The sequence below is a fragment of the Geodermatophilus sp. SYSU D00696 genome, assembly GCF_054050235.1.
This window is the reverse complement of sequence record NZ_JBJGYY010000051.1, coordinates 1-21,095: the sequence shown is the minus strand read 5'-3', so window position 1 is coordinate 21,095 and position 21,095 is coordinate 1. Positions and strand designations below refer to the sequence as shown.

23 protein-coding genes are annotated in these 21,095 nt (G+C 76.1%); 9 read left to right on the top strand and 14 right to left on the bottom strand.

Features of this window, described 5'->3' with window-relative positions; genetic code table 11:
- Positions 1-118: 118 nt before the first annotated feature.
- The 4 genes from ACI79O_RS22120 to ACI79O_RS22105 all read right to left on the bottom strand — a co-directional run bounded on the left by ACI79O_RS22120 (position 119) and on the right by ACI79O_RS22105 (position 2,914).
- Complete coding sequence (locus ACI79O_RS22120; protein ID WP_456915219.1) at positions 119-583, bottom strand: DUF7144 family membrane protein; 465 nt, start codon at positions 581-583, stop codon at positions 119-121.
- A gap of 130 nt (positions 584-713) precedes the next feature.
- Positions 714-1,352 carry a hypothetical protein gene (locus ACI79O_RS22115; protein WP_456892052.1) on the bottom strand — a complete coding sequence of 213 codons (639 nt, stop codon included), beginning with the start codon at positions 1,350-1,352 and terminating at the stop codon, positions 714-716.
- A 102-nt stretch (positions 1,353-1,454) separates the two neighbouring features.
- The gene (locus ACI79O_RS22110; RefSeq protein WP_456876178.1) at positions 1,455-2,324 is read right to left on the bottom strand and encodes an RNA polymerase sigma-70 factor; all 870 of its coding nucleotides are present in this window, start codon (positions 2,322-2,324) and stop codon (positions 1,455-1,457) included.
- Entirely contained in the window at positions 2,321-2,914 is a 594-nt protein-coding gene (locus ACI79O_RS22105) for a carboxymuconolactone decarboxylase family protein (protein WP_456892054.1), read from the bottom strand. Before ACI79O_RS22105 ends, ACI79O_RS22110 begins: the two co-directional genes overlap by 4 nt.
- A 165-nt stretch (positions 2,915-3,079) precedes the next feature.
- Between ACI79O_RS22105 and ACI79O_RS22100 the strand changes: the two genes are divergently transcribed.
- Positions 3,080-3,985 carry a hypothetical protein gene (locus ACI79O_RS22100; RefSeq protein ID WP_456915218.1) on the top strand — a complete coding sequence of 302 codons (906 nt, stop codon included), beginning with the start codon at positions 3,080-3,082 and terminating at the stop codon, positions 3,983-3,985.
- A gap of 52 nt (positions 3,986-4,037) precedes the next feature.
- On the opposite strand, the gene ACI79O_RS22095 is transcribed toward ACI79O_RS22100, so the two are convergent.
- The gene (locus ACI79O_RS22095) at positions 4,038-4,496 is read right to left on the bottom strand and encodes a hypothetical protein (protein WP_456915217.1); all 459 of its coding nucleotides are present in this window, start codon (positions 4,494-4,496) and stop codon (positions 4,038-4,040) included.
- A gap of 239 nt (positions 4,497-4,735) precedes the next feature.
- Here ACI79O_RS22095 and ACI79O_RS22090 point away from each other — a divergent pair, with 239 nt between their 5' ends.
- A complete protein-coding gene (locus tag ACI79O_RS22090; protein WP_456915216.1) occupies positions 4,736-5,830 on the top strand; it encodes an NAD(P)/FAD-dependent oxidoreductase in 1,095 nt (364 codons plus the stop codon).
- 170 nt (positions 5,831-6,000) lie between these two features.
- A complete protein-coding gene (locus ACI79O_RS22085; RefSeq protein ID WP_456892062.1) occupies positions 6,001-7,794 on the top strand; it encodes an alkaline phosphatase in 1,794 nt (597 codons plus the stop codon).
- Between the two features lie 58 nt (positions 7,795-7,852).
- On the opposite strand, the gene ACI79O_RS22080 is transcribed toward ACI79O_RS22085, so the two are convergent.
- Both ACI79O_RS22080 and ACI79O_RS22075 read right to left on the bottom strand, forming a co-directional pair.
- Positions 7,853-8,242, bottom strand: a complete 390-nt coding sequence (locus ACI79O_RS22080) for a VOC family protein (protein ID WP_456915224.1) — start codon at positions 8,240-8,242, stop codon at positions 7,853-7,855.
- 79 nt (positions 8,243-8,321) lie between these two features.
- Positions 8,322-8,936: a TetR/AcrR family transcriptional regulator gene (locus ACI79O_RS22075; protein ID WP_456915215.1), complete on the bottom strand. Its 615-nt coding sequence runs from the start codon at positions 8,934-8,936 to the stop codon at positions 8,322-8,324.
- 23 nt (positions 8,937-8,959) lie between these two features.
- Between ACI79O_RS22075 and ACI79O_RS22070 the strand changes: the two genes are divergently transcribed.
- The 3 genes from ACI79O_RS22070 (at position 8,960) to ACI79O_RS22060 (ending at position 14,256) form a co-directional block, all read left to right on the top strand.
- A complete protein-coding gene (locus ACI79O_RS22070; RefSeq protein WP_456915214.1) occupies positions 8,960-10,372 on the top strand; it encodes an NAD(P)-binding protein in 1,413 nt (470 codons plus the stop codon).
- A gap of 96 nt (positions 10,373-10,468) precedes the next feature.
- On the top strand, positions 10,469-13,333 hold the full coding sequence (locus ACI79O_RS22065; protein ID WP_456915213.1) for a BTAD domain-containing putative transcriptional regulator: 2,865 nt from the start codon (positions 10,469-10,471) through the stop codon (positions 13,331-13,333).
- 89 nt (positions 13,334-13,422) lie between these two features.
- A complete protein-coding gene (locus ACI79O_RS22060; RefSeq protein WP_456892070.1) occupies positions 13,423-14,256 on the top strand; it encodes a class I SAM-dependent methyltransferase in 834 nt (277 codons plus the stop codon).
- Between the two features lie 34 nt (positions 14,257-14,290).
- Here the strand turns inward: ACI79O_RS22060 and ACI79O_RS22055 are convergent, their stop codons facing one another.
- The 4 genes from ACI79O_RS22055 to ACI79O_RS22040 all read right to left on the bottom strand — a co-directional run bounded on the left by ACI79O_RS22055 (position 14,291) and on the right by ACI79O_RS22040 (position 16,831).
- Entirely contained in the window at positions 14,291-14,791 is a 501-nt protein-coding gene (locus ACI79O_RS22055) for an inorganic diphosphatase (RefSeq protein ID WP_456876168.1), read from the bottom strand.
- 80 nt (positions 14,792-14,871) lie between these two features.
- Positions 14,872-15,315 (bottom strand): YdeI/OmpD-associated family protein, encoded by a 444-nt coding sequence (locus tag ACI79O_RS22050; RefSeq protein WP_456892072.1) that lies wholly within the window; start codon positions 15,313-15,315, stop codon positions 14,872-14,874.
- Between the two features lie 54 nt (positions 15,316-15,369).
- A complete protein-coding gene (locus ACI79O_RS22045; RefSeq protein ID WP_456915212.1) occupies positions 15,370-16,461 on the bottom strand; it encodes a winged helix DNA-binding domain-containing protein in 1,092 nt (363 codons plus the stop codon).
- A 55-nt stretch (positions 16,462-16,516) separates the two neighbouring features.
- The gene (locus tag ACI79O_RS22040; protein WP_456892076.1) at positions 16,517-16,831 is read right to left on the bottom strand and encodes a hypothetical protein; all 315 of its coding nucleotides are present in this window, start codon (positions 16,829-16,831) and stop codon (positions 16,517-16,519) included.
- A 145-nt stretch (positions 16,832-16,976) separates the two neighbouring features.
- Between ACI79O_RS22040 and ACI79O_RS22035 the strand changes: the two genes are divergently transcribed.
- Entirely contained in the window at positions 16,977-17,819 is an 843-nt protein-coding gene (locus tag ACI79O_RS22035) for an SRPBCC family protein (RefSeq protein ID WP_456915211.1), read from the top strand.
- Positions 17,820-17,870: 51 nt separating this feature from the next.
- On the opposite strand, the gene ACI79O_RS22030 is transcribed toward ACI79O_RS22035, so the two are convergent.
- From ACI79O_RS22030 to ACI79O_RS22020, 3 genes are all read right to left on the bottom strand, one after another.
- Entirely contained in the window at positions 17,871-19,328 is a 1,458-nt protein-coding gene (locus ACI79O_RS22030; RefSeq protein WP_456915210.1) for a PRC-barrel domain-containing protein, read from the bottom strand.
- Positions 19,329-19,434: 106 nt separating this feature from the next.
- Positions 19,435-19,821, bottom strand: a complete 387-nt coding sequence (locus ACI79O_RS22025) for a DUF1761 domain-containing protein (protein WP_456915209.1) — start codon at positions 19,819-19,821, stop codon at positions 19,435-19,437.
- 144 nt (positions 19,822-19,965) lie between these two features.
- Positions 19,966-20,211, bottom strand: coding sequence for a glutaredoxin family protein (locus ACI79O_RS22020; protein WP_456892084.1), 246 nt, complete (start codon positions 20,209-20,211; stop codon positions 19,966-19,968).
- Positions 20,212-20,425: 214 nt separating this feature from the next.
- Between ACI79O_RS22020 and ACI79O_RS22015 the strand changes: the two genes are divergently transcribed.
- Together ACI79O_RS22015 and ACI79O_RS22010 are read left to right on the top strand one after the other, a co-directional pair.
- Complete coding sequence (locus ACI79O_RS22015) at positions 20,426-20,743, top strand: hypothetical protein (RefSeq protein ID WP_456915208.1); 318 nt, start codon at positions 20,426-20,428, stop codon at positions 20,741-20,743.
- Positions 20,744-20,909: 166 nt separating this feature from the next.
- Positions 20,910-21,056: a DUF1905 domain-containing protein gene (locus ACI79O_RS22010; protein WP_456915207.1), complete on the top strand. Its 147-nt coding sequence runs from the start codon at positions 20,910-20,912 to the stop codon at positions 21,054-21,056.
- Positions 21,057-21,095: the final 39 nt, after the last annotated feature.

The window sequence follows — 21,095 nt, the reverse complement described above, 5'->3', positions numbered from 1 at the left end:
AGGCCCTCGGTCGGGTGTTTGGGGAGCGCGCACCGGTGGTACCACGGGGCCCGAGCCCGCCCCGCCCTGGTCGTGAAACCCCCGGGGCGGGGCGGCGACGTGTCGGGGGCACGCCGCCTCAGGTCGAGGCGACCTCCTCCCCGTGCACGGTGACGGCGTAGATCACGAGGACGTCGAACGCGATCACCATGGCCGACCAGAACGGGTAGGCCGGCAGGAAGACCAGGTGCACGAGCGCGCTGACCGCGGCCAGCACCACCGCCACCACGCGCGCCAGGCGGTTCCCGCGCATCAGAGCCGCGCCGACGGCGATGCCCACCACGCCCAGGACGAGGTGCACCCAGCCCCAGACGGCGTAGTCCGCGTCGACGAGCAACGCCTCCGGTCGCACCACGTAGAAGTCCTCGTTGACCAGGGCGGTGATGCCCTCCATCACCGCGAAGAGGCCGTTCAGCACCAGCAGGACGCCCGCGAAGATGATCCACGCCGCCCAGCCGGTGGGCCGTTCGGCGTAGCCGTAGGCGCCGACGTGGGCCTCGGCCTGCCAGTTGGCCTCCGGTCGGCTCTGGAAGGCACTGGTCATGGCACCGCTCCCTCCCCGGCAGGACCGTCCCGCCCGGCGCACCAGCCTGGTCGCCGCCGAGGGCACGTGCCTCACGCGGAGCGGATGATGCGCCGTCCGGTCCGCTTCGACGGCTGACCGAGCGCCCCGATCAGGAGGCGGAGTCCTGCTCCCTGTCGGGGAGCCCCGCGTCCAGCGTGTCGTTCCAGTAGGACAACTCGTACGTCCGCACGACCGCCCACCGGCGGAAGACCGCGGACTGGTACAGGCACCCTGCCGCGACCAGTGCCAGGACGAGGGCGGTCAGCCCGGCGAACAGCCGCAGTTCGCCGGTGGCGATCTCCACGCACGCCGTCACGGCGCCCAGCACGAGGGCGGGCACCGAGCGGCTGAGCATCTGGCCGGTGGCCCGCAACCGGGAGACCTCTGCGGCGGCCTCGCTGTCGTCCGCCTCGAGTGCGGCGAGGAGGGTGAACGGGTCCAGGTGCAGGAACCTCCGCGAGGCCGCCACGGGATTGCGCCGGAGGAACTCCTCCCTGGCTCCCTGGGGCAGGCCGATCGAGCCGGAGGGGTTGAGCCGGTCGATCCAGCTCCCGAGGGGCGAGGACGCCACCCCGACCAGGAAGGCCAGCACGGCCACGCCGACGAGCAGCAGCACCGACGGGACGCCGAGCAGGCTCGGGACGTCGATCCAGCCGGCGCGGTGAGCCACGTACGCGAACGTCGTCAGGTAGAGCGAGCCGGGTATCGCGTACGCGAGCAGGTCGAAGACCCCGAGGATGAACGCCATGTCCCTCCCCGATCCGGACGGGTGCGTCCCGGGCGCACGGGATGTCCGTGCGAGCGTCGCACGGACCGGGACCCGATCGTGGAAGGGGACGGCCGAGGGGCCTCATCGCCGCAGGTCGGCGACCTCGTCCAGCCGGCCGAGCTTGTGCGGGTTGCGCATCGCGTACATGCGCGTGATCCGGCCGTCGTCGACGACGAAGGTGATCGCCGTGTCGAACTCGCCGCCCGGGTCGATCCGGGCGGCGACCGCCCCGTTGACCAGCGGGGTGGTGATCTCCACGGGAGGCACCAGCCGCGCGAAGTGGGACAGGGCCGCGGCCACCCGCTGCCGGCCCGCGATCGGGCGCCGGGCCGCGGGCGCGAGGCCGCCGCTGTCGGCGACGGCCACGACGTCGGGTGCCAGCACGTCCAGCAGCCCCTGGACGTCGCCCCCGGTCAGCGCCGCGAGGAACCGGTCCACGACCTGCTGCTGCTCGGCGCGGCTCACCTCCATCCGCGGGCGGCGCGCGGCCACGTGCTCGCGCGCCCGGTGGGCGATCTGCCGCACCGCGGCGGCCGACCTGCCCACCGCCACGGCGATCTCGTCGTAGGGCACGGCGAACACCTCGTGCAGCACCAGGACCGCGCGCTCGACCGGCCCGAGCGTCTCGAGCACGGTGAGCATGGCGATCGACACGCTCTCCGCCAGCTCGACGTCCTCGGCGACGTCCGGAGCGGTCAGCAGCGGCTCGGGCAGCCACTCGCCGACGTAGTCCTCCCGCCGGCGGGCCACGGTGCGCAGCCGGTTGAGCGCCTGGCGGGTGACGATCCGCACCAGGTACGCCCGCGGGTCGCGCACCGCGGCCCGGTCGGCCTCCGCCCACCGCAGCCACGTCTCCTGCACGACGTCGTCGGCGTCGGCGGCCGACCCGAGCATCTCGTAGGCGACGGTGAACAGCAGGCCGCGGTGGGCGACGAACGGGTCCTGGGTCACGCCGGCGCCACGCCGTCCGCCGCCGGGGCGGCCAGGGGCGGCAGGCCGCAGGACGCCGAGAACTCCTGTGACCGGATGCCGAGTGCCACGTTGCCGCGCGCGCTGGAGTTCATGAAGCCGATCCTGGCGGTCAGCTCCACCAGCGCAGCGGGCCCCAGCTCGTCCAGCAGGGCGGCCGACATCTCGTCGGTCACGGCCGGTGGGGTCTGGCTCATGGCCTCCGCGTACTCCATCACCCGCCGCTCGAGCGGGGTGAAGACGGTGGACTCGCGCCAACGCGGCACCTCCCGCGCCTTGGCCTCGTCGAGGCCGCGGTCGTGGGTCAGGAAGTAGTGCAGGTCGAGGCAGAAGCCGCAGCCGACGACGCCGGCGGTGGCCATCGCCGCGAACGTCGCCAGGTGCGGGTCCAGCCGGTCCCACGAGTCGACCCTGCGCCCGAAGGACATCGAGTCCTTGAGCACGGCCGGGTGGTGCCACATCACCGCGGCGCCCTCCGGCACCTGGCCGAACAGCCTGCGGCTGAACGTCTTGAGCAGGCTCCCGTACAGGCCGGTGATCTCGGTCGGGGGGACCCGCGTGGTGCTGGCCATGTCTCCTCCAGTCGTCGGTGGCTACGAGATGGAGACACCGGCCGCGCTCCGGGTGTGACAGCCGGGTTGCGCGACGCTCCAGCCGGATTGCAGCGGGCCTGCAACGGTCCGGGCGCACCGTCGTCGCATGAGACGGACCTCCGCACTTCGACACGGACCGGACAGATGACCGGCACCGTGCGACCGATCGACGCCGAGCGCGTGCTGCACGAGCAGGGCGGTCGCCCCACGCCGGGGGAGGGCTCCCTCGGGGCCGGTCCCCAGCTCCTGCTGGCCGCCTTCGCCCTCCTCACCGCGCTGGCGACCCACCAGCTGCTGGTCCACGGCGACGAGACCGAGCAGCACTGGGCGTGGACCATCCAGCAGCAGCCGACCGTCGCCTTCCTGGGCGGCGCGTACGCCGCCGGCTTCGTCCTGTCGGTGCTGTCCCTGCGCCAGCGCTCGTGGGAGCGGGTCCGCGTCGCGGTGGCGACGGTCACCGCGTTCACGGTCCTGACCCTCGCGGCGACGTACTGGCACGCGCACAAGCTGCACCTCACCGCCGCGGACCCCGTGGCGCGGGCGGCGGCCTGGGTCTGGGTGGCGGTGTACCTGACGGTGCCGGTGTGCGGCCTCGCCGTCCTGGTCCGGCAGCTGGGGCGCCGAGGACCCGGCCCCGTCCGCAGCCCGATGCCGGCCTGGCTGCGCGGGGTGCTCGCCGCGCAGGGCCTGGTGCTCGGCACCGTCGGCGCGGTCCTCTTCGCTCTCGGCACGACCGTCCACCACGGGACCGAGCCGATGGCGGAGTTCTGGCCCTGGCCCGTGACCCCGCTCAGCGCCCAGGTGCTGGGTGCCTGGCTGATCGCGCTGGGACTCGGCGCCGGACTGGTGATCCGGGAAGGGGACCTCCGCCGGCTGCGGGTCCCGGCCATCGCGTACGTGGCCTTCGGCGCCTTCCAGTGGGCGGTCCTGCTCCGGTACCAGGATGAGATGCGGGGCGACCCGGTGCAGTGGGCCTACGCGGCGATGCTCACCGTGGTCGTCGGGACCGGCGCGTACGGCTGGTGGGCCGTCCGGCGCCGGCCGGCGTGACGGTGCGCCGGTGCGGGCGGGGCCTCGCCCACCCGCACCGGCGGAACGGCGGTCAGGGGCGGCCGGGGGAGCCGTCCGACTTGGCCGGCGGGACCAGCGGGTCCGGCAGCGTGGGGTCGGTCAGCCCGGGGTCACCCGCGCCGCCCACCGGCGGGGAGGGCGGCACCACGACGTCGGCCTCGAGGGGGACGACCGGATCGACGGTGGTCCCGGTGCCGACCGTCCCGACGTCGGTGCCCCGGCTCCCGGCGCCCTGGCTTCCGGCGCCCTGGGTACCCGAGCTCTGCCCACCCGAGCCCTGGCCGCCGGAGGCCTGTCCGGTCAACTTGTCGATGCTGCTCTGCAGCTGCGGCGGAGCGGCGTCCCTGGCCTTCTCCAGCGTCTGCTGGACCTCCGGCCGGCCCATGAACCGGGTCGCGGCCTGTGCGATCTGCTCGTAGCGCTCCCGCCCGGCGCGCGTGCCGAGCACGTACCCGACACCGAGGCCGAGTGCCATTGACAGCTTGCCCATCGCGAGTCTCCAGTCGTCTCGAGTCGGCTCCCGCGGCTGTCGTCGTCGTGTCGACGTGGACGCCCGCGGTCGCCCCGGCCTGCGGACCGTCGTCCTCGGGGTCGCCGAGTCGGAACGGCCTGCCCGTAGAGGTATCGCGACAGGACTGTCCGCAAACGGCCTGGAGCGGGTACTTCGCGGACGGAGGGGCGACGTGGTGGGTCCCCGCGCGGGGTACCCGACGCGGAGGAGGTCCGCGGATGCCCGACGTGATCGTGGTGGGTGCCGGGATCGTCGGCGCCTCGGTGGCCTTCTCCGCCGCCCGCCTGGGAGCCGCGGTGACCGTCGTGGACAAGGCGCTGCCCGGGTCCGGCGCGACGGCGGAGTCGTTCGCGTGGATCGGTGCGTCAGGGATCGGAGCGGGACCGGCAGCGGCCCTGCGGCGGGCTGCCACGCGGGAGTACCGCCGGCTCGAGGCCGAGGTCCCCGGTGTCCGCGTCCGGTGGACCGGTTCGCTGTCGTGGTCGGGGACCACGGCCGCGGACGCCGCACTCCCCGATCCTGCAGAGCAGAGGCTGGTGACCGCCGCCGAGGTGGCCGGGATCGAGCCCGGTCTGCGCCGGCCACCCGCCCGGGCGGTGCACGTCCCCGGTGACGGCGCCGTGGACCCCGTCGCCGTCACCGAGGCGCTCCTGCAGGCGGCTCGGGGACGTGGGGCCGAGGTCCGCGTGGGCACGGCGGTCACCGCGGTGCGCAGGGCGTCCGGACGGGTGGTCGGCGTCGACACCTCGGCCGGTGCCCTGCCGGCCGACACGGTCGTCCTGGCCACCGGGGCGGACGTCCCGGTGCTGTGCGCGCCGCTGGGGGCCGACGTGCCGGTGACCCCCTCCCCGGCCCTGCTGGTGCGGTTCACCGCCCCGCGGGCCGTGGTCCGGACCCTGGTGGCCGCCCCGGAGGTGGAGGTCCGTCACGCCGCCGACGGGACGCTCCTCGCCGCCGTCGGGTACGACGGCGAGGTCACGCACGCGGACCTGGCCCGGGTCGGACGGCGCACGCTGGACCGCGTCGCCTCGGCGTTCTCCGGTGCCGACGGCGTGCGTGTGCTGAGCGTGCGGATCGGGTGGCGCCCGATGCCGGCCGACGGGGAACCGGTCGTCGGTCCCCTCCCCGGCGCCGGGGGGCTGTACCTGGCGGTGATGCACTCCGCGGTGACGCTCGCTCCCGTCGTCGGCCGACTGGCAGCTGCGGAGATCGTGACCGCCGTCGACGAGGCCGACCTGCGGGGTTGCCGTCCCGCCCGGTTCACCCGGGCCCTGACGCGGCCGGGCGGCGGAGGACCGGGACGGGCGGGCTGACGCACGGTCAGGCACCGGTGGTGCTCCGTGACGACGCGGCAGGCGCACCCCGTGTTCACCCGGACGCCGTCTGGATGGCCTCTCCCGACACCTGCCGTGCCGCTCGCTGACGGAGGGTCCCGCGGGACCGGTGGCAGCCGCCGCCGGCCGAGCAACGGAGGACCTCTCGCATGCGCAGAAGGCACTGGGCGGCGGCTCTCGCCCTGCCCGTCGTCGGTGCGGCCGTCGTCGCACCGTCCGGGGCGAACGCCACGGACGGCCGCGGGCCGTCGGACGGGACCGGCAACATGATCTTCATCCACCCGGACGGCGCCGACGCCGCCCTGTGGGAAGTGGCCCGCGCCTACTGGTACGGCCCGGACGCCACGAGCAACTGGGACCGGCTGCCCGCGGCGGTGCCCTACCGCGGGCACGCGTCGGACATCCTCACCACCTCCTCGAACGGCGGCGCGACCACGCACGCCTTCGGGTTCAAGGTGGACGCGCCGGACTCCTTCGGCACCGACTCCGGCGCCGAGGACGTGCTCGGCGGGGACGCCGAGGAGCCGCGGACGGTCAACGCCCTGTCCGGGTACGCCGGGAGCTGGCTGCGCGAGGCCGGCAACGCCGGGCACCCGATCGGCGTGGTCAACGACGGCGACGTCGCCGAGCCCGGCACGGCCGCGTTCCTCACCGAGGTGACCGAGCGGACCGACGCCTCCGCGCTGGAGATCGCCCGCCAGCTCGTCCAGGGCCGGCCCGGCTTCGACGACGCCGACCAGGACCCCGTGGTGGTCATGGGCGGCGGCGAGGACCTGTTCTTCCCCGAGGGCACGCCGGTCTGCTCGCAGGAGGAGATCGACGCGGCCCTGGCCGGCGACGGCGACCCGGTCGCCACGATCCCGACGACCTGCGTGGTGCACCGCGCTCCCGGCGACACCCTCGACGACGACGGCCCCTCGGCCACCGGCGGGCTGCGCACCGACGGCCTCAACCTGGCCCGGGCCGCCGTCGACGAGGGCTACACGGTGGTCCGGACCCGCGCGGAGTTCGAGGCGCTGGCCGAGGCCGTCGAGTCCGGGGACGCCGACCCGGCCGACCTGAAGGTCCTGGCGCTGTTCGCCAGCCAGGACGTCTTCAACGCCGTCTCCGAGGAGGAGCTGGTCGACGCCGGGCTGGTCGACCCCAGCGTCCCGGAGGACGCCAAGGAGACCAACCTGGTCCTCTACGGCTCCGAGCCCGGCACGCCGGGGTACCGGCCGCCGACGGCGCCGGAGATGGCGGCGCTGGCCACCACCGTCCTCGAGGCGCACAGCGAGGAGGCCGGCCGGTCCTTCGCCACGGTGTGGGAGGTCGAGGGCACCGACAACATGGCCAACGCCGACAACGCGATCGGCACCCTGGTCGAGGCCCGCTGGGCCGACGAGGTGATCGGCGTCGCCCAGGAGTTCCTCGACCGGGACCCGGCGACCACGGTCCTCACCGCGGCCGACGGCACGGCGGGCGGCATCCAGGCCTCCGCGTACAACGTCGACGAGGAGGTCCCGGACGCCGTCGGGTCGGTCGACGTCAACCCCGGCAGCGAGTCGGTGGGCGTCGAGGAGCCCGAGGCCCCGCAGAACGAGCTGGACGGGCGCTACGGCCGGGGGACCGCGCCGTTCGTCACCGAGCCCGACCAGTTCGGCCAGGAGCTCGCCTTCGGCGTCGCCTGGGCCAGCACGGCCGACCTGACCGGCGGGGTGGTCACCCGGGCCGACGGACTGGCCGCCGACGTCGTCGACGAGCGGCTCGCCGACCGCTTCGACAACGTCGACGTCTACCGGATCGCCTACCTGACCCTGTTCGGGAAGGCCCTGGCCTACCCCGACGGCCAGGTGGCCCCGACCCGTCCGGCGCCGCAGGGCACCTCGCCGGGCCGGCCCGACGAGGACGTGGTCATCGACGAGATCCCCGTCGACGAGGGCGAGCGCGCCGGCACGCCGTGACCTGACCCGACCGGCCGTGTGGCCGGGACCCCGCCCGGGGTCCCGGCCACACGCGTCCTCAGTAGGAGTCGCCGGTCCGCCAGGCCATCTCCTGCAGGGTCAGGGTGTTGCCGTCGGGGTCGGTGATCCACGCGTACCTGACCCCGCCCCCGACGTCGACCACCTCGCCGACGTCCGTGCCGCGGGCCACGAGGTCGGCCCGGGCGCGCTCGATGTCGGCGACCACCAGGTGCAGGCCCTGGACCGAGCCCGGCGCGACGTCGTCGTAGGCCGGCAGCCCGGTGCCCATGCCGATCGAGCAGGCCGAGCCCGGCGGGGTCAGCTGCACCACCCGTACGCCCTCGGCGGGCGTGACGTCGACGTCCTCGACGAAGCCGAGCCGCTCGACGTAGAAGGCCTTCGCCCGGTCGACGTCGGCGACCGGGACCGGCACCAGCTCCAGCTTCATCTCCACCGCGCCCACCTCCCTCACCGGCGGCGCCGTGCCGCCGGGAGGGGAGACCGCGCGGTGGCCCCGGGCTCATCGCTCAGGGCCGGTGGGCGTCCACCACCGTCCGCACCAGGGCGTCGCCGAGGTCGTCGGGATTGCCCTCCAGGAGCCCGGCGTGCCGGAGCGCGGCGACGCCGTGGGTCGCCGTCCAGCACGCCTGGGCCAGGGCGAGCGCGCCGGGAGCGCGCAGGGTCCCGGCGTCGAGGCACTCCTGCGCCACGGCGAGGACCTGGCCGAACGACCGCTCCCGGCTGAGAATCCGGGTCGCCCGGCTCGGGACGAACCCGGGGATCACCGGGCCGAACATCACCGAGAAGAAGGCCGGCTCGGCGGCGGCGAACCGGCGGTAGGCGCCCGCCAGCGTGAGCAGCCGCGCCGGGTCGCCGGCCGGTGCCGGGTCGGCCGCCAGGGCCGCGCGGACGGCGTCGCCGAGCCGGCGGAAGCCCTCGGCGTAGAGGGCGTCGGCGAGGCCGGGCTTGCCGCCGAACAGCGTGTAGACCAGCTGCGTCGAGCCGCCCGCGGCGGTGGCGAGGCGGCGCAGCGACAGCCCGTGCGGCCCCTCCTCGGCGAGCAGCCGGGCGGCGATCTCGACCACGCGGGTGCGCCGGTCGGCGTCCGGTGGCTCCGGCCACGACCCGGATGACAGTGTCATGACACTGTTATACCGTGTCCGCCATGCAGCCCTCGGTCATCGACACCGACTACCTCGTGATCGGCGCGGGCGCCACGGGCCTGGCCTTCGCCGACACGCTGGTCGAGGAGTCCGACGCGCACGTCACGATCGTCGACCGGCACGGCAAGCCCGGCGGCCACTGGAACGACGCCTACCCCTTCGTCACGCTGCACCAGCCCTCGGCCTTCTACGGCGTCGGCTCGATGGAGCTCGGCAGCGGGCGCAAGGACACCGCCGGCCTGAACGCCGGGCTCTACGAGCTGGCCTCGGGACCGGAGATCAGCGGCTACTACGACCGGGTGGTCAACGCCCGCCTCGTGCCCAGCGGACAGGTGGCCTACCACCCGATGTGCGAGTACGAGGGGGAGGGCCGGTTCCGCTCGCTGCTGTCCGGCGCCGTCACGCAGGTGCGGGTGCGCCGCAGGGTCGTCGACGCCACCTACAACAGCCCGGCGGTGCCCTCCACCCACACGCCGTCCTTCGGGGTGGCACCCGGCGTGCGGGTGGTGCCGCCCAACGCGCTGCCGGGCCTGTGGACCGACCAGGCGCCGCCGCCGGCCCGCTTCACCGTGCTGGGTGCCGGCAAGACCGCGATGGACACCTGCGTGTGGCTGGTCCAGGCCGGTGCCGACCCCGACTCGATCACCTGGGTCGTGCCGCGCGACTCCTGGCTGATCAACCGGGTGACCACCCAGCCCGCGCCGGAGTTCTTCGACGAGGTGATCGGCGGGCAGGCCGACCAGATGGCGGCCTTCGCCAGGGCCACCTCCACCGAGGACCTGTTCCTGCGGCTGGAGGCCTGCGGCGCGCTGACCCGCGTCGACCGCGAGCGCACGCCGGGCATGTTCCACCTGGCCACGGTGGCGCCCGGTGAGGTGGAGGTGCTGCGCCGGATCCGCGACGTGGTCCGCCTCGGGCGGGTGCGTGCCCTGGAGGCCGGCCGGATGGTCCTCGACGACGGCGAGGTCGCCGTCGCGCCCGGCACCCTGTTCGTCGACTGCACCGCCTCGGCCGTCCGGCGCCGCCCGGTGCAGCCGGTCTTCCAGGGCGACCGCATCGTCGTGCAGATGCTGCGGCTGCCCCAGCCGGCCTTCAGCGCTGCGCTGACCGCCTGGGTCGAGGCACACCACGACGACGAGGAGCACAAGAACCGGCTCTGCGGGCCGGTGGCCTTCCCGCACACGCTCGACGACTACGCGGGCGCGGTGCTGACGACGATGTGGAACCAGTTCCACTGGTCGCAGGACCGCGAACTGCGCCGGTGGATCCGCGGCACCCGGCTCGATGGGTTCGGCAAGATCGTGGCCGGTGTCGACCGGGACGACGAGCACCGGCAGGCCGTCCTCGCCCGCTACCGGGAGCAGGCCGTCGCCGCGATGGGCAACCTGCCGACGCTGGCCGCCGCGGCGGGCTGACCGGGGCGCCGCCCGGCGGATCACGCTGGCCCTGCGCCGCGGGCCGCCGCTAGGGTCGGCCGCGCCCGTGGCGACCCGCTGGCAGGCGAGGCGGCGATGACAGCACCAGCGCACGTCCGCTTCTCGGTGCTGGGGCCGCTCCGGGTCGAGGACGGTGCCGGGCCGCTCGCCGTCGGCGGGCACAAGCCGCGCACCCTGCTGGCGGTCCTGCTCGTCGCCCGCGGAGACGTGGTGCCCGCCGACCGGCTGGTCGCCGCCGTCTGGGGGGACACCCCGCCCGACGGCGCCCTGACCGCCCTGCGCGCCTACGTCTCCCGGCTGCGCGGCGTCCTCGGGACCGCCGCGCCCCTGCGGCACCAGCCGCCGGGGTACAGCCTGTCGCTCGAGGACGCGACCCTGGACGCCGCCGAGTTCGAGCAGCGGGTCCGCAGCGCCCGGGCCGCCGCCGCGGCGGGGGACCACGGGCGGGCGCTGGCCGACCTCGACGCGGCCCTCGGCCTGTGGCGGGGCGACGCGCTGGCCGAGTTCGCCGACGAGGAGTTCGCCGCGCCCGAGGTCGCGCGGCTGACGGAGCTGCGCACGGCCGCCGCCGCCGACCGGGCCGACGCGCTGGTGGAGCTCGGCCGCCCGGCCGAGGCGCTGCCCGAGCTCGAGGCGCTGGTGCGTGCCCACCCGTCCTGGGAGCGGCCCGCGGTGACCCTCATGCGGGCGCGGTACGCCACCGGCCGCCAGGCCGATGCGCTCGCCGCCTTCCACGAGCTGCGGACCCGCCTCGACGAGGAGTTGGGCGTCGAGCCCGCCGCACCGGCGCGGGAGCTGTACCGGAGGATCCTCGTCCACGACCCCGCCCTCGCCGCGACGCCGTCGCCGGGCAACCTCCCGCGGCGGGCGAGCGGCTTCGTCGGCCGGGAGCGTGAGGTCGAGCGGGTGCTGGCCGCGCTGCGGGCCGGGCCGCTGGTGACCCTGACCGGCGTCGGGGGAGCGGGGAAGTCCCGGCTGGCGGTCGAGGTCGCGGCCCGGGACCGGACCCGGTTCGCCGACGGGGTGTGGCTGTGCGAGCTCGCCGCTCTCCCCGAGGGCAGCCCGGTGGGCGACGCGGTCTCCGCCGCCCTGGGCATCCGGCAGCGGTCGGGCCTGTCCATCGAGCAGACCGTCCTGGAGTACCTGCGCGGGCGCGCGCTGCTGCTGGTCGTGGACAACTGCGAGCACGTGCTGCCGCACGCGGCCGCGCTCGTCGCCGAGATCCTGCAGCACTGTCCCCGGGTGGTGGTCCTCGCCACCAGCCGGGAGCCGCTCGGCGTCGAGGGCGAGCAGGTGTGGCCGGTGCCGCCGCTGCCGCTGGAGGACGCCACCGCGCTGTTCGTGCAGCGGGCCCGGGCGGCGACGCCGGACTTCCGCCTCGACCCCGCGGCCGCCGACGCCGTGGCGGCCATCTGCGCCCGGCTCGACGGCCTGCCGCTGGGCATCGAGCTGGCCGCGGCCCGGATGCGGGTCATGAGCCCGGCAGAGGTGGCCCGCCGGCTCGACGGCGCCCCGCTGCTGGGCGGCGGGCGCGGGCCCGTGCCGCGGCACCAGAGCCTGGTGGCCGCGATCGAGTGGTCCTACCGGCTGCTCCCCGAGCCGGAGCAACGGCTCTTCCGCGGCATGTCGGTGTTCGCTGGGGCGCCCGACCTGCGCGCGGTGCACCGCGTCGTCGACCCCGAGGCGACCGAGGACGACGTCCTCGACCGGCTGACCCGGCTCGTCGACCGCTCGATGGTGGAGGCCCGCAGCGGCGTGCACAGCCGCTACCGCCTGCTGGAGACCCTGCGCGCCTACGGCCGGGGGCGCACCGAGGCCGCCGGCGAGGCGCCCGGGCTGGCCCGGCGGCACGTCGTCTACCTCGTGGAGCTCGCCGAGCGGGCCGGCCGGGGACTGCAGGGTCCGGACGAGCGGGCGTGGGCGGAGGAGGCGCTCGGCGTCTACGACGACCTGCGCACCGCCTTCACCCGGGCGGCGGCCGACCGCGAGTGGGACCTGGCGCTGCGGCTGGTGACGGCCGTGCCGGAGCTGGTGCACCTGCGGGTGGGGTACGAGGCCTACGCCTGGGCCGAGCAGTTGCTGCCGGTGGTCGACCCCGGCCACCCGGGATACCCGGCCGCCGTCGGCGCCGCCGCCCGCGGCGCGTGGAACCGCGGCGACTTCCCGCACGCCGTCGGGACGGCGCGCCTCGCCGGCGACCGCAGACCCCCGCCCGGCACCGCGCGCATCGCCTACCCCGGGGACGTGCTCGCCGACGTGGCGCTCTACGAGGGCGACGTCGGCGCCGCGCTCGCGCACTACACGGCAGAGGCCGAGCGGGCCCGCGCCGACGGCGACCGCATCCGGCTGGTGTGGACGCTGTACTACGTCGCCGTCTGCCACGCGGTCGACCGCCGTCCGGAGCGCGGGCTGGCCGCCGCGCGGGAGAGCCTCGACGTCGCGGAGGCGACGGCCAACCCGACGGCGCAGTCGATGGCCCGCTACGCGCTCGGGCTGGTGCTGAAGAAGTCCGACCCCGACCGCGCGCTGGCGCTCTTCGACCAGGCGGAGGAGCTCGCCGCGGCCGTGCGCAACTTCTGGTGGCAGGGCATCGCGATGATGGAGGCGGCGGCCACGCGTGCGGTGCACGGCGACCCGGCGGTGGCCGCGCGGGCGCTGGACGCCGTCCTCGCGCACTGGGACCGGGTCGGTGACGCCACCCAGCAGTGGCTCAACCTGCGCTACGTCGCCCGGCTGCTGCACCGGGTCGACGCGACGGCGGACGCCGCCGTCCTCCACGGCCACCTCCTGGCCGCCGGCAAGCCCTCGCCGCTCGGCCCGCCCGGACCGGACGTGCCGGTCGCCGCCGACGTGCGGGCGGTCGAGGCCGCCGCCGTCGCGCACGCGCGGGCGGCGCTCGGCCGGGTCGCGGCCGGCCGGGTCCCGTCCGGTCGTGCATGACCGCTGCATCCCGGGTGCAGCCGGCCTGCAACGCGGTGGGACGACGGTCGTCGCGCGGGACGACCCGCACGACCACGAGGAGCAGACCGATGACCGACACCGTCGACGCGACCACCGCCGACCGCGCCCTGAAGACCCGGCACCGCGCGATGTGGGCACTGGGCGACTACCCCGCCGTGGCCCGGGACCTCATCCCCGAACTGGGGCGCGTCCTGGTCGACGCGGCCGGGGTCGGCCGCGGCGACCGGGTGCTCGACGTCGCCGCGGGGACCGGCAACGTCGCGATCCCCGCCGCCCTGACCGGCGCGGAGGTCGTGGCCTCCGACCTCACGCCGGAGCTGTTCGCGGCCGGACGGGAGGCGGCGGCCCGCCAGGGCGTGGAGCTGGCCTGGGAGGAGGGCGACGCCGAGGCGCTGCCCTACGCCGACGCGAGCTTCGACGTCGTCCTGTCCTGCGTCGGGGTGATGTTCGCGCCGCACCACCAGCAGGCCGCCGACGAGCTGGTGCGCGTCTGCCGTCCCGGCGGCCGGATCGGCCTGGTCAGCTGGACGCCGGAGGGCTTCGTCGGCGAGATGTTCCGCACGATGCGGCCCTACGCGCCCCCGCCGCCCCCCGGCGCCCAGCCGCCGCCGCTGTGGGGCGACGAGCAGCACGTGCGGGACCTGCTGGGCGACCGGGTCACCGACGTCGTCGCGCGCCGGAAGACCGTGACGGTCGCCGGCTGGGAGACGCCCGAGGCCTGGCGGGACTGGTGGAAGTCGGTCTACGGGCCGACGATCGCGACCTACCGCAACGTCGCGGGTGACCCCGAGCGGACCGCGGCCCTCGACCGCGACCTCGCCGCGCTGGCCGAGCGGTACGACCGCGGGACCGGGACGGCGATGGAGTGGGAGTACCTGCTGCTGACCGCGCGGCGCGCCTGACCCGCCGGGCCGGGTGACGTCGGCCGGCCCGGCGTCACCCGGCGGCGGCGCCGGCCTGCTCGGCGAACCGGCGCTGGGCGTCCTCCAGCGCCGCGATGGCCTGGGCCCGGCGCTCCCACCCGCGGGTCGTCGCCGACTTCTCCGGTGCCAGTGCCTCGTAGATCTCGAAGAAGTGCCAGATCTCGGCGATCTGGTGGATGGGGACGTCCTCGAGCTCCTGCAGGTGTGTCATCCGCGGGTCGTGCGCCGGCACGCACAACAGCTTGGCGTCGGGGCCGCGCTCGTCGTTGACCCAGAAGACGGCGATGACCCGGGCGCGGACCAGGCAGCCGGGGAAGGTCGGCTCGCCGAGGAGCAGCAGCGCGTCGATCGGGTCGCCGTCCTCGGCCAGGGTGTCCGGGACGAACCCGTAGTCGCCGGGGTAGCCGGTGGCGGTGAACAGGGTGCGGCGCAGCCGGATCCGGCCGAGCCGCTGGTCGTACTCGTACCTGTTCCGCGAGCCCTTGGGGACCTCGATGACCACGTCGGTTTCCACGGCACCTCATCTCGCGGCGGGACGACCGGGAGCGACCATCGCCGAGCGCCCGGCTCCCGTCAAACCGGGCGCCGGGCGGCTCAGCCGGAGACGGCGGTCACGACGGCGGTGACCCGGCGGGCCCGGGTCTCGGGCTTCTTGGCCTCGACCACCGACCGCACGTGCTCCTTGCGGTGGCTGGGCGCCAGCCGGTCGAAGGCGTCCCGCACGCCCGCCGCCGCGAGCGCCCCGGCCAGGTCGGGCGGCACCTCCACGGTGCGCTCGGCGGTGTCGACGGTGATCAGCACGTCGACGGTGTCACCGGCCTCGACGCCGAGGGCGCTGCGCCGCTCGCGGCTCAGCCCGACGAGGTTCTCGCCGCCCATCCGCGCGAGCCGACCCTCGACGGTCACCGGGCCGATCGTGAGCCGGACGGGGAACGTGCGGCCGGCGCCGAGGCCGGCCACCTGCTCGTCGGTGAGGACGATCGCCGCGGCCGGCCCACGGGGCTCGAGCGTCGTCGTCAGTCGCAGTTCGCTGGGCACGCGTCCAGCCTGGCCTCCCGGTCGCGAGCGCGGAAGCCACCGCGCGGGTGGTGCTCAGCCCGGCGAGGTGACCGTGACCGCGCCGGGGACCCCGTCGCCGAGGAAGGTGGCCAGCGCGCTGCCCTCCGCCTCGACCTCGGTCCGTTCCGCGGCGGTGAGCGGGCGCAGCGGCGCGACCGCCACCGCGACGCCGCCGTCGTCGCGGTCGGCACTCGTCCAGGTGGCCGCCACGAAGCCGTCGGCCAGCACCACGCGGGCCCCGGCGACGCTGAGACCGCGGTGCTCGTCGGCGATCACCCGCGATCGGTCGTCGTAGCCGAGGACGGCGTTGTCGAACGCCGGGAGGAAGCGCACCGGGGCGGGGAGGTCGCCGTCGGGCAGCGGCGCGTCGAGGACGTCGAGCAGCTCCCGCCCCCGCTCGTCGCGGAGCGACCGCAGTTGCGGCCGCAGCCGGGCCACCACCGCCGGCAGCCCGCTGAGCCCGCACCAGGCGCGCAGGTCGGCGCTCGACGCGGGCCCGTACGCCCGCAGGTACCGCAGCACCAGTGCGTCGAGGACGTCGTCGTACGGCCCGTCGGCGAGGTCGCGCCCCAGCCAGGCGCGCACCGTCGTGTTGCGGGCCGGGGCCTGCTGCCGCCACAGCCCGCGCGGCGGTGTCTGCACCAGCGGCACCAGGCTCGACAGCGCGTCGCCGAGGTCGCGGGGCAGCGGGTCGGGCCACCGCTCGGCCAGGAGCCGGCCGACCTCCGGCAGCAGCCGCGGCTCCTGCTCGAACAGCGGCTCCCCGGCGGCGGCCAGCTCGTCGAGGTCGACACCCGGCAGTCGGCGCCCGAGCACCCCGGTCATGCGCGCGACCAGCATCGACCCGTGCACCGGCCGCAGGTGCAGGCAGTCCTCGGCGGTGACCAGGTGCAGCGTGCGGCGCATGAGCTGCGTGCGGACGACCCGGCGCCCGAGCAGGAGCTCGGCGAGCGGGCCCGGCGTGAACGCGGCCAGCCGCGACCACAACCCGACGTAGGGCTCCTGCGGCTCCTGCGCCTGCAGGCCGACGAGGTGGTCGACGGCGTCGAACGCGTCCCGCCCGTCGCGCCGCAGCAGCAGCTGGCGGGCGAGGGTGGCGCGGTTGAGCGCGCGCCGGTCGAGCACCTCGGCTCCCCGGCGCGCGCCCACGCCCCTGTCTACCGCTGAGGGCCGACCGTTGTCAGGCGGCCAGCCGGTGGTGGCGGCAGCGGCCGCCGTCGGTGGCCCGGGCGGCGCACGGCGCACCGGCCTTGGTGACCCCGCCGCTGTCGCCGCAGCGGGCCGGGCCGGCCGGCCGCGCGGGCTGCTCGACGACCAGCGCCGGGCGGGGGAAGGGGAGGACGACGGCGTCCGGCGCGGCGACCGGGGCGGGCTCGGCGGCGACGGGGACGGCGGGAGCCGGGACCGGGCGGCCGGCGCGGCGGTGCAGGGCCGAGGCGGCGGTGACCCCGGCGGTGAAGGCGGCGAGGGCGGTGGCGACGTGGCTGGCGCGCATGTCCCCCTCATCGGCCGGGCGGGTCCGGGCCGGGAGGCGGCAGCCCCACCCGTCCCACCCGCCGCACGAGAGCCCGGCAGGTGGTTGTGCACTCCGACCAGGGGTAACGCACGTCCCGTCCGTCCTGCGACTGAGGAGGCGAGCGATGACCACCAAGGTGGAGAAGTCGATCCAGGTCGACGTACCGGTGCGCACGGCCTACGACCAGTGGACCCAGTTCGAGGGCTTCCCCCACTTCATGGGCGGGGTGAAGGAGGTCCGCCAGCTCGACGACCGGCGCCTGCACTGGGTCGCGGAGATCGCCGGTGTCCGCCGGCAGTGGGAGGCCGCGGTCCTCGAGCAGGTGCCCGACCAGAAGGTCGCCTGGGCCGCCACGGAGGGCGCGACCAACGCCGGCGCCGTCCGGTTCGAGCCCGCCGGGGCCACCTCGACGATCGTGTACCTGGAGCTGGAGTACGAGCCCGAGGGCGTCGTCGAGCAGGTCGGCGACAAGCTCGGCATCGTCGAGCGGCAGGTGCGGTCCGACCTCGAGCGGTTCAAGAACCTGGTCGAGAGCCAGGGCTACGCCAGTGGCGCGTGGCGCGGGTCGATCAACGAGGACCTCGACGTCGGCACCCCGACCACCGAGACCGCCTTCCAGTCCCACGGCGACAGCGGCAAGGCAGGTGTGTCCGGCAAGGTCGTCGCCGGTGCGGCGGCGGCCGTCGCCGGGGTCGCGGCCGCCGCGGCCGCCGCGGCGACGTCGTCGTCGTCGGGCGAGCAGCGGTCCCAGCCCGCGCCCGCACCGGAGCAGCGGCCCGAGGGCGTCGTCCAGCCGCAGGAGGTCACCGTCGTCGACCAGCCGCCGCCGGACGCGGTGGTGCGCGACGACGTGCTCGTCCCGGAGTCCGACGCCGAGGGTTACACCAGCACGACATCGACGGAGGGCGTCGAGCGCACGGTGCGCGGCGACGGCGACGACCCGATGATCGGCGGCGGCAGCCGCTGACCGACGAGCCGGCCGGGTGCCCGCGCGGAGCGGGCACCCGGCCGGCTGCGGTCAGGCCTGGCCGGTGACGCGGCCGGTGACCCGGCCGGCGGCGCGCTGGATCTGCTCGTAGTCGCCGTAGCCGGCGCCCACCACGTAGCCCGTGCTCGCGCCCAGCCCGAACGCGGTCAGCCGCACCAGTCGCTTGCCCTTCTTCTTCAACCGGTGACCGGCCTCGGCGACCTCCTCGGGCACCGACCCGACGGCGCGCTCGGCCCGCATCGCCGCCCGCAGCCCGGTCTGCCCGAGCTCGGCCCCGGCCTCGGCGGCCCGCGACACCGCCGTGGCGGCCAGCTCACCTCCGGCCGCGAGCGCCTGACGCGCCACGCCGGCGCCCTCGTCGGCCACCTGCCGCAGCGCCGCGCCCGTGGTCGCCACCAGGGGAGCGGCCGCGAGGGCTCCTCTGCGGGTGGCCCCGAGGACCTGCGCCGCGACGTTCGCGGCGGCCGGCCCGGCCGCCGCCGTGCTGCTGCGGGTGACGTCGAGGACCTGGTGGGCGGCGGTGGTCACGGCCGGCCCGACGCCGGCGGCGCTCGTCCGGGCCGCCTCCCGCACCTGCTGGGTCGCGCTCAGCACGACCGGACCGACGCCGGCGGCGCTCGCCCGGGCCGCCTCGCGCACCTGCTGGGTCGCGCTCAGCACCGCCGGTGCCACCCCGGCCGTCGCCTGCTGCAGCCGGGCCCGCCCCGTGACCGGGACGGCGCGCGCCCGGCGGCCCGCCTTCCTCGCCTTCCGGCCGGCCTTCCTCGCCTTGCGGCCGGCCTTCCGGCCGGCCTCGGCCGTGGTGCGCCCGGTGCTCCGCCTCGCCCGCCGCGCGCTGCGCGAGAGCCGGGCGGCCGGCTGCTGCCGGCGCCGCACCGTGGCGAAGCCGATCGCACCGACGCCCAGCAGCGCCGCCACGACGGCGGCGATCCGCCCGGCGCCGGCCCCACCGCCCGCGGTGCTGTCCGCGCGGCCGAAGTCGCGGTCGCCGGGCTGGGCGACGGGCGGCGGCGGAGTCGGCGGCAGCGCCTCCTCGTCGGCCGTGGGCAGGGCCGCGGCGGGCGTCGGGACCGTCGAGGTCGTGTCGGCCGCCGTCGTGGCGGTCGTGGAGGTCGTGGAGGTCGTGGCGGTCGGCTCGGCGCCCTCCGCGGGCAGCAGCGTGTCGGAGGTCGCCGTCGTGGCCTGGATCCCGTAGTGCCGGTAGAGCGCCTCCTCCTGGTCGGTGGTCAGCTCGCGGCTCTCGCCGTAGCGTGGCGCGCCGTCGACCAGGCCGCGCTCGACGGCCACCTGCACCCGCCCGCCGTCGCCGGTGGCGCCCACGAGCGGGACGACGACGGTGGCGCCGGCGTGCTCGGCGTACAGCCACTCGGGCCGGCCGGTGTCCTCGTCGGCGAGCAGGTGCGTCACCGTGCCGATCTCGTTGCCGTCGCGGTCCACGACCGGCCTGCCGACCCAGTCGATCACCATTTCCCGTTCGGGCAGTGTCATGGCGCTGTCTCCCCACCTCGTGGCCGGACCCCGGTGGCCCGGCTGAACCGCGTTCGACCGCCCTACCCCGCGACCTGCGCGCCAACCGACGGAGGCCGTCGGCTGCTCATCGGGGCCGGCGCCCGACGATCGACGACACCAGCAGCAGCTTGACCAGCCAGTCGCCGGCGTGGATCGCCGCCTGCTCCCAGGGCACCTTCTCGTGGACCACCGACCCGGTCAGCAGCACCACCGGGAAGGCGGTCCACAGACCGGCGCCCAGGGCGAGCGCCTCGCGCGGGCCGGACGCGGGCAGCCGGTCGGCGAGCAGCGACACCGCCGTGGCGACGACGCCGGTGCGGACCAGCTCGACCGGCGCGACCACCGCGGGCGACGGGCCGGGCGTGGCGTAGGCCTCGTCGAGCCGGGAGAGCCGCGAGCCGAATGCGGCGTACCAGGCGGAGCTGGCGACGAACGACGCCCCGGCCGCGGCGGCCACCCGCGCGACCCTCACGACGCGCCCCGTCGGTCGACCGCGCTCCTCGCCTGCAGTTCCGTGCCGGACCACTCGTCCACGTCAGCCTCCTCGGGTCGCCGTCGAGGGGAGACCGGCCCGTGCCGCAGGACTGATCGGTGCCCCACCCCACGGACCGGGTCGTCAGGAGCGCATGGCCTCGCGGACCTCGCGCAGCGACGGGTTGGTCAGGTACCGCCCGCGGACGACGACGGTGGGGGAGACCTCCCAGCCCTGGGGGTGCCGCGCCCGGACCTCCGCGGCCGCCTGCGGGTCGTCGGCGAAGCTGACCGACCGGTGCGGCAGCCGGGTGAGCCGCATCTTCGCCCGCAGCTTCGTCGAGTAGGGACACCCCGGCTTGTGGTAGACGACGACCGGCTCGTCGGTCATGGCCCCTCCTGCCCTGCGCATCGGGCCCCCGCTGCCCGAACGGTGGCAGCCGGACGGCCCGCCGGGCAAGTCCTCACCGGTCGCCCTCCGGACGGGGTCTTCCGACGTCTGGGACGGGCGACGTGAACGGTGTGTTGCGCGCGGCACGGCACCTGCCGGCGACGCCGCCGCACCCCGACAGTGGACGGCCACCGAGCAACGGGAGGAGTGCGACGTGAGCGTCACCCCCGAGGACGTCTTCGCCTGGGTGCAGCGGGTCCGCGACGACGGTGCCGGCGTCTGGGCCGTCGTCGACTCGCTCGACCCGCAGGAGACCCGGGATCTCGTGGGCCACCTGCTGGCCTACCTGTGCGCCCTGACCACCGCCCAGGACGGCGCCGTGTCCGCCCTCGACGCCCGCTTCGGCGCCGAACCGCAGATGCCGGCCGAGCGCCGCCTGGCGCTGCTGCGCTCGTGGCTGCAGGCGCTGCCGCTGGGCACGTCGGGGCTGGCCGAGGTCATCCGCGGCATCGACGAGGCCGACGCGGCCTGAGCCGCCACCGATGACTCCCGGCCGCTCCGGGGTGGGAGCGGCATGGATCCCCTCGACGCCACGTTCACCGCGCCCTCGAGAAGGACGGCGCCTCCGCCACCTACCTACCGTTCCCGGCTCGGCCGAGCTGTTCGGGACCCGCCGGGCGGTCGAGGCGGGCGGCACGATGGACGGGCACGCCTTCACCGCGACCTGCATGCCGTCGGGGGAGGGGCCGCACTGGCTGCCGCTGCGGAAGGCGATCTGCCAGGCGATCGGCAAGGACGCGGCCGGTCAGGAGGTCCCGGTCCACCTGCAGCAGCGGTTCTCCTGAGCGCAGTAGTGCTCTGCACACAGGTGTGTGCAGAGCACT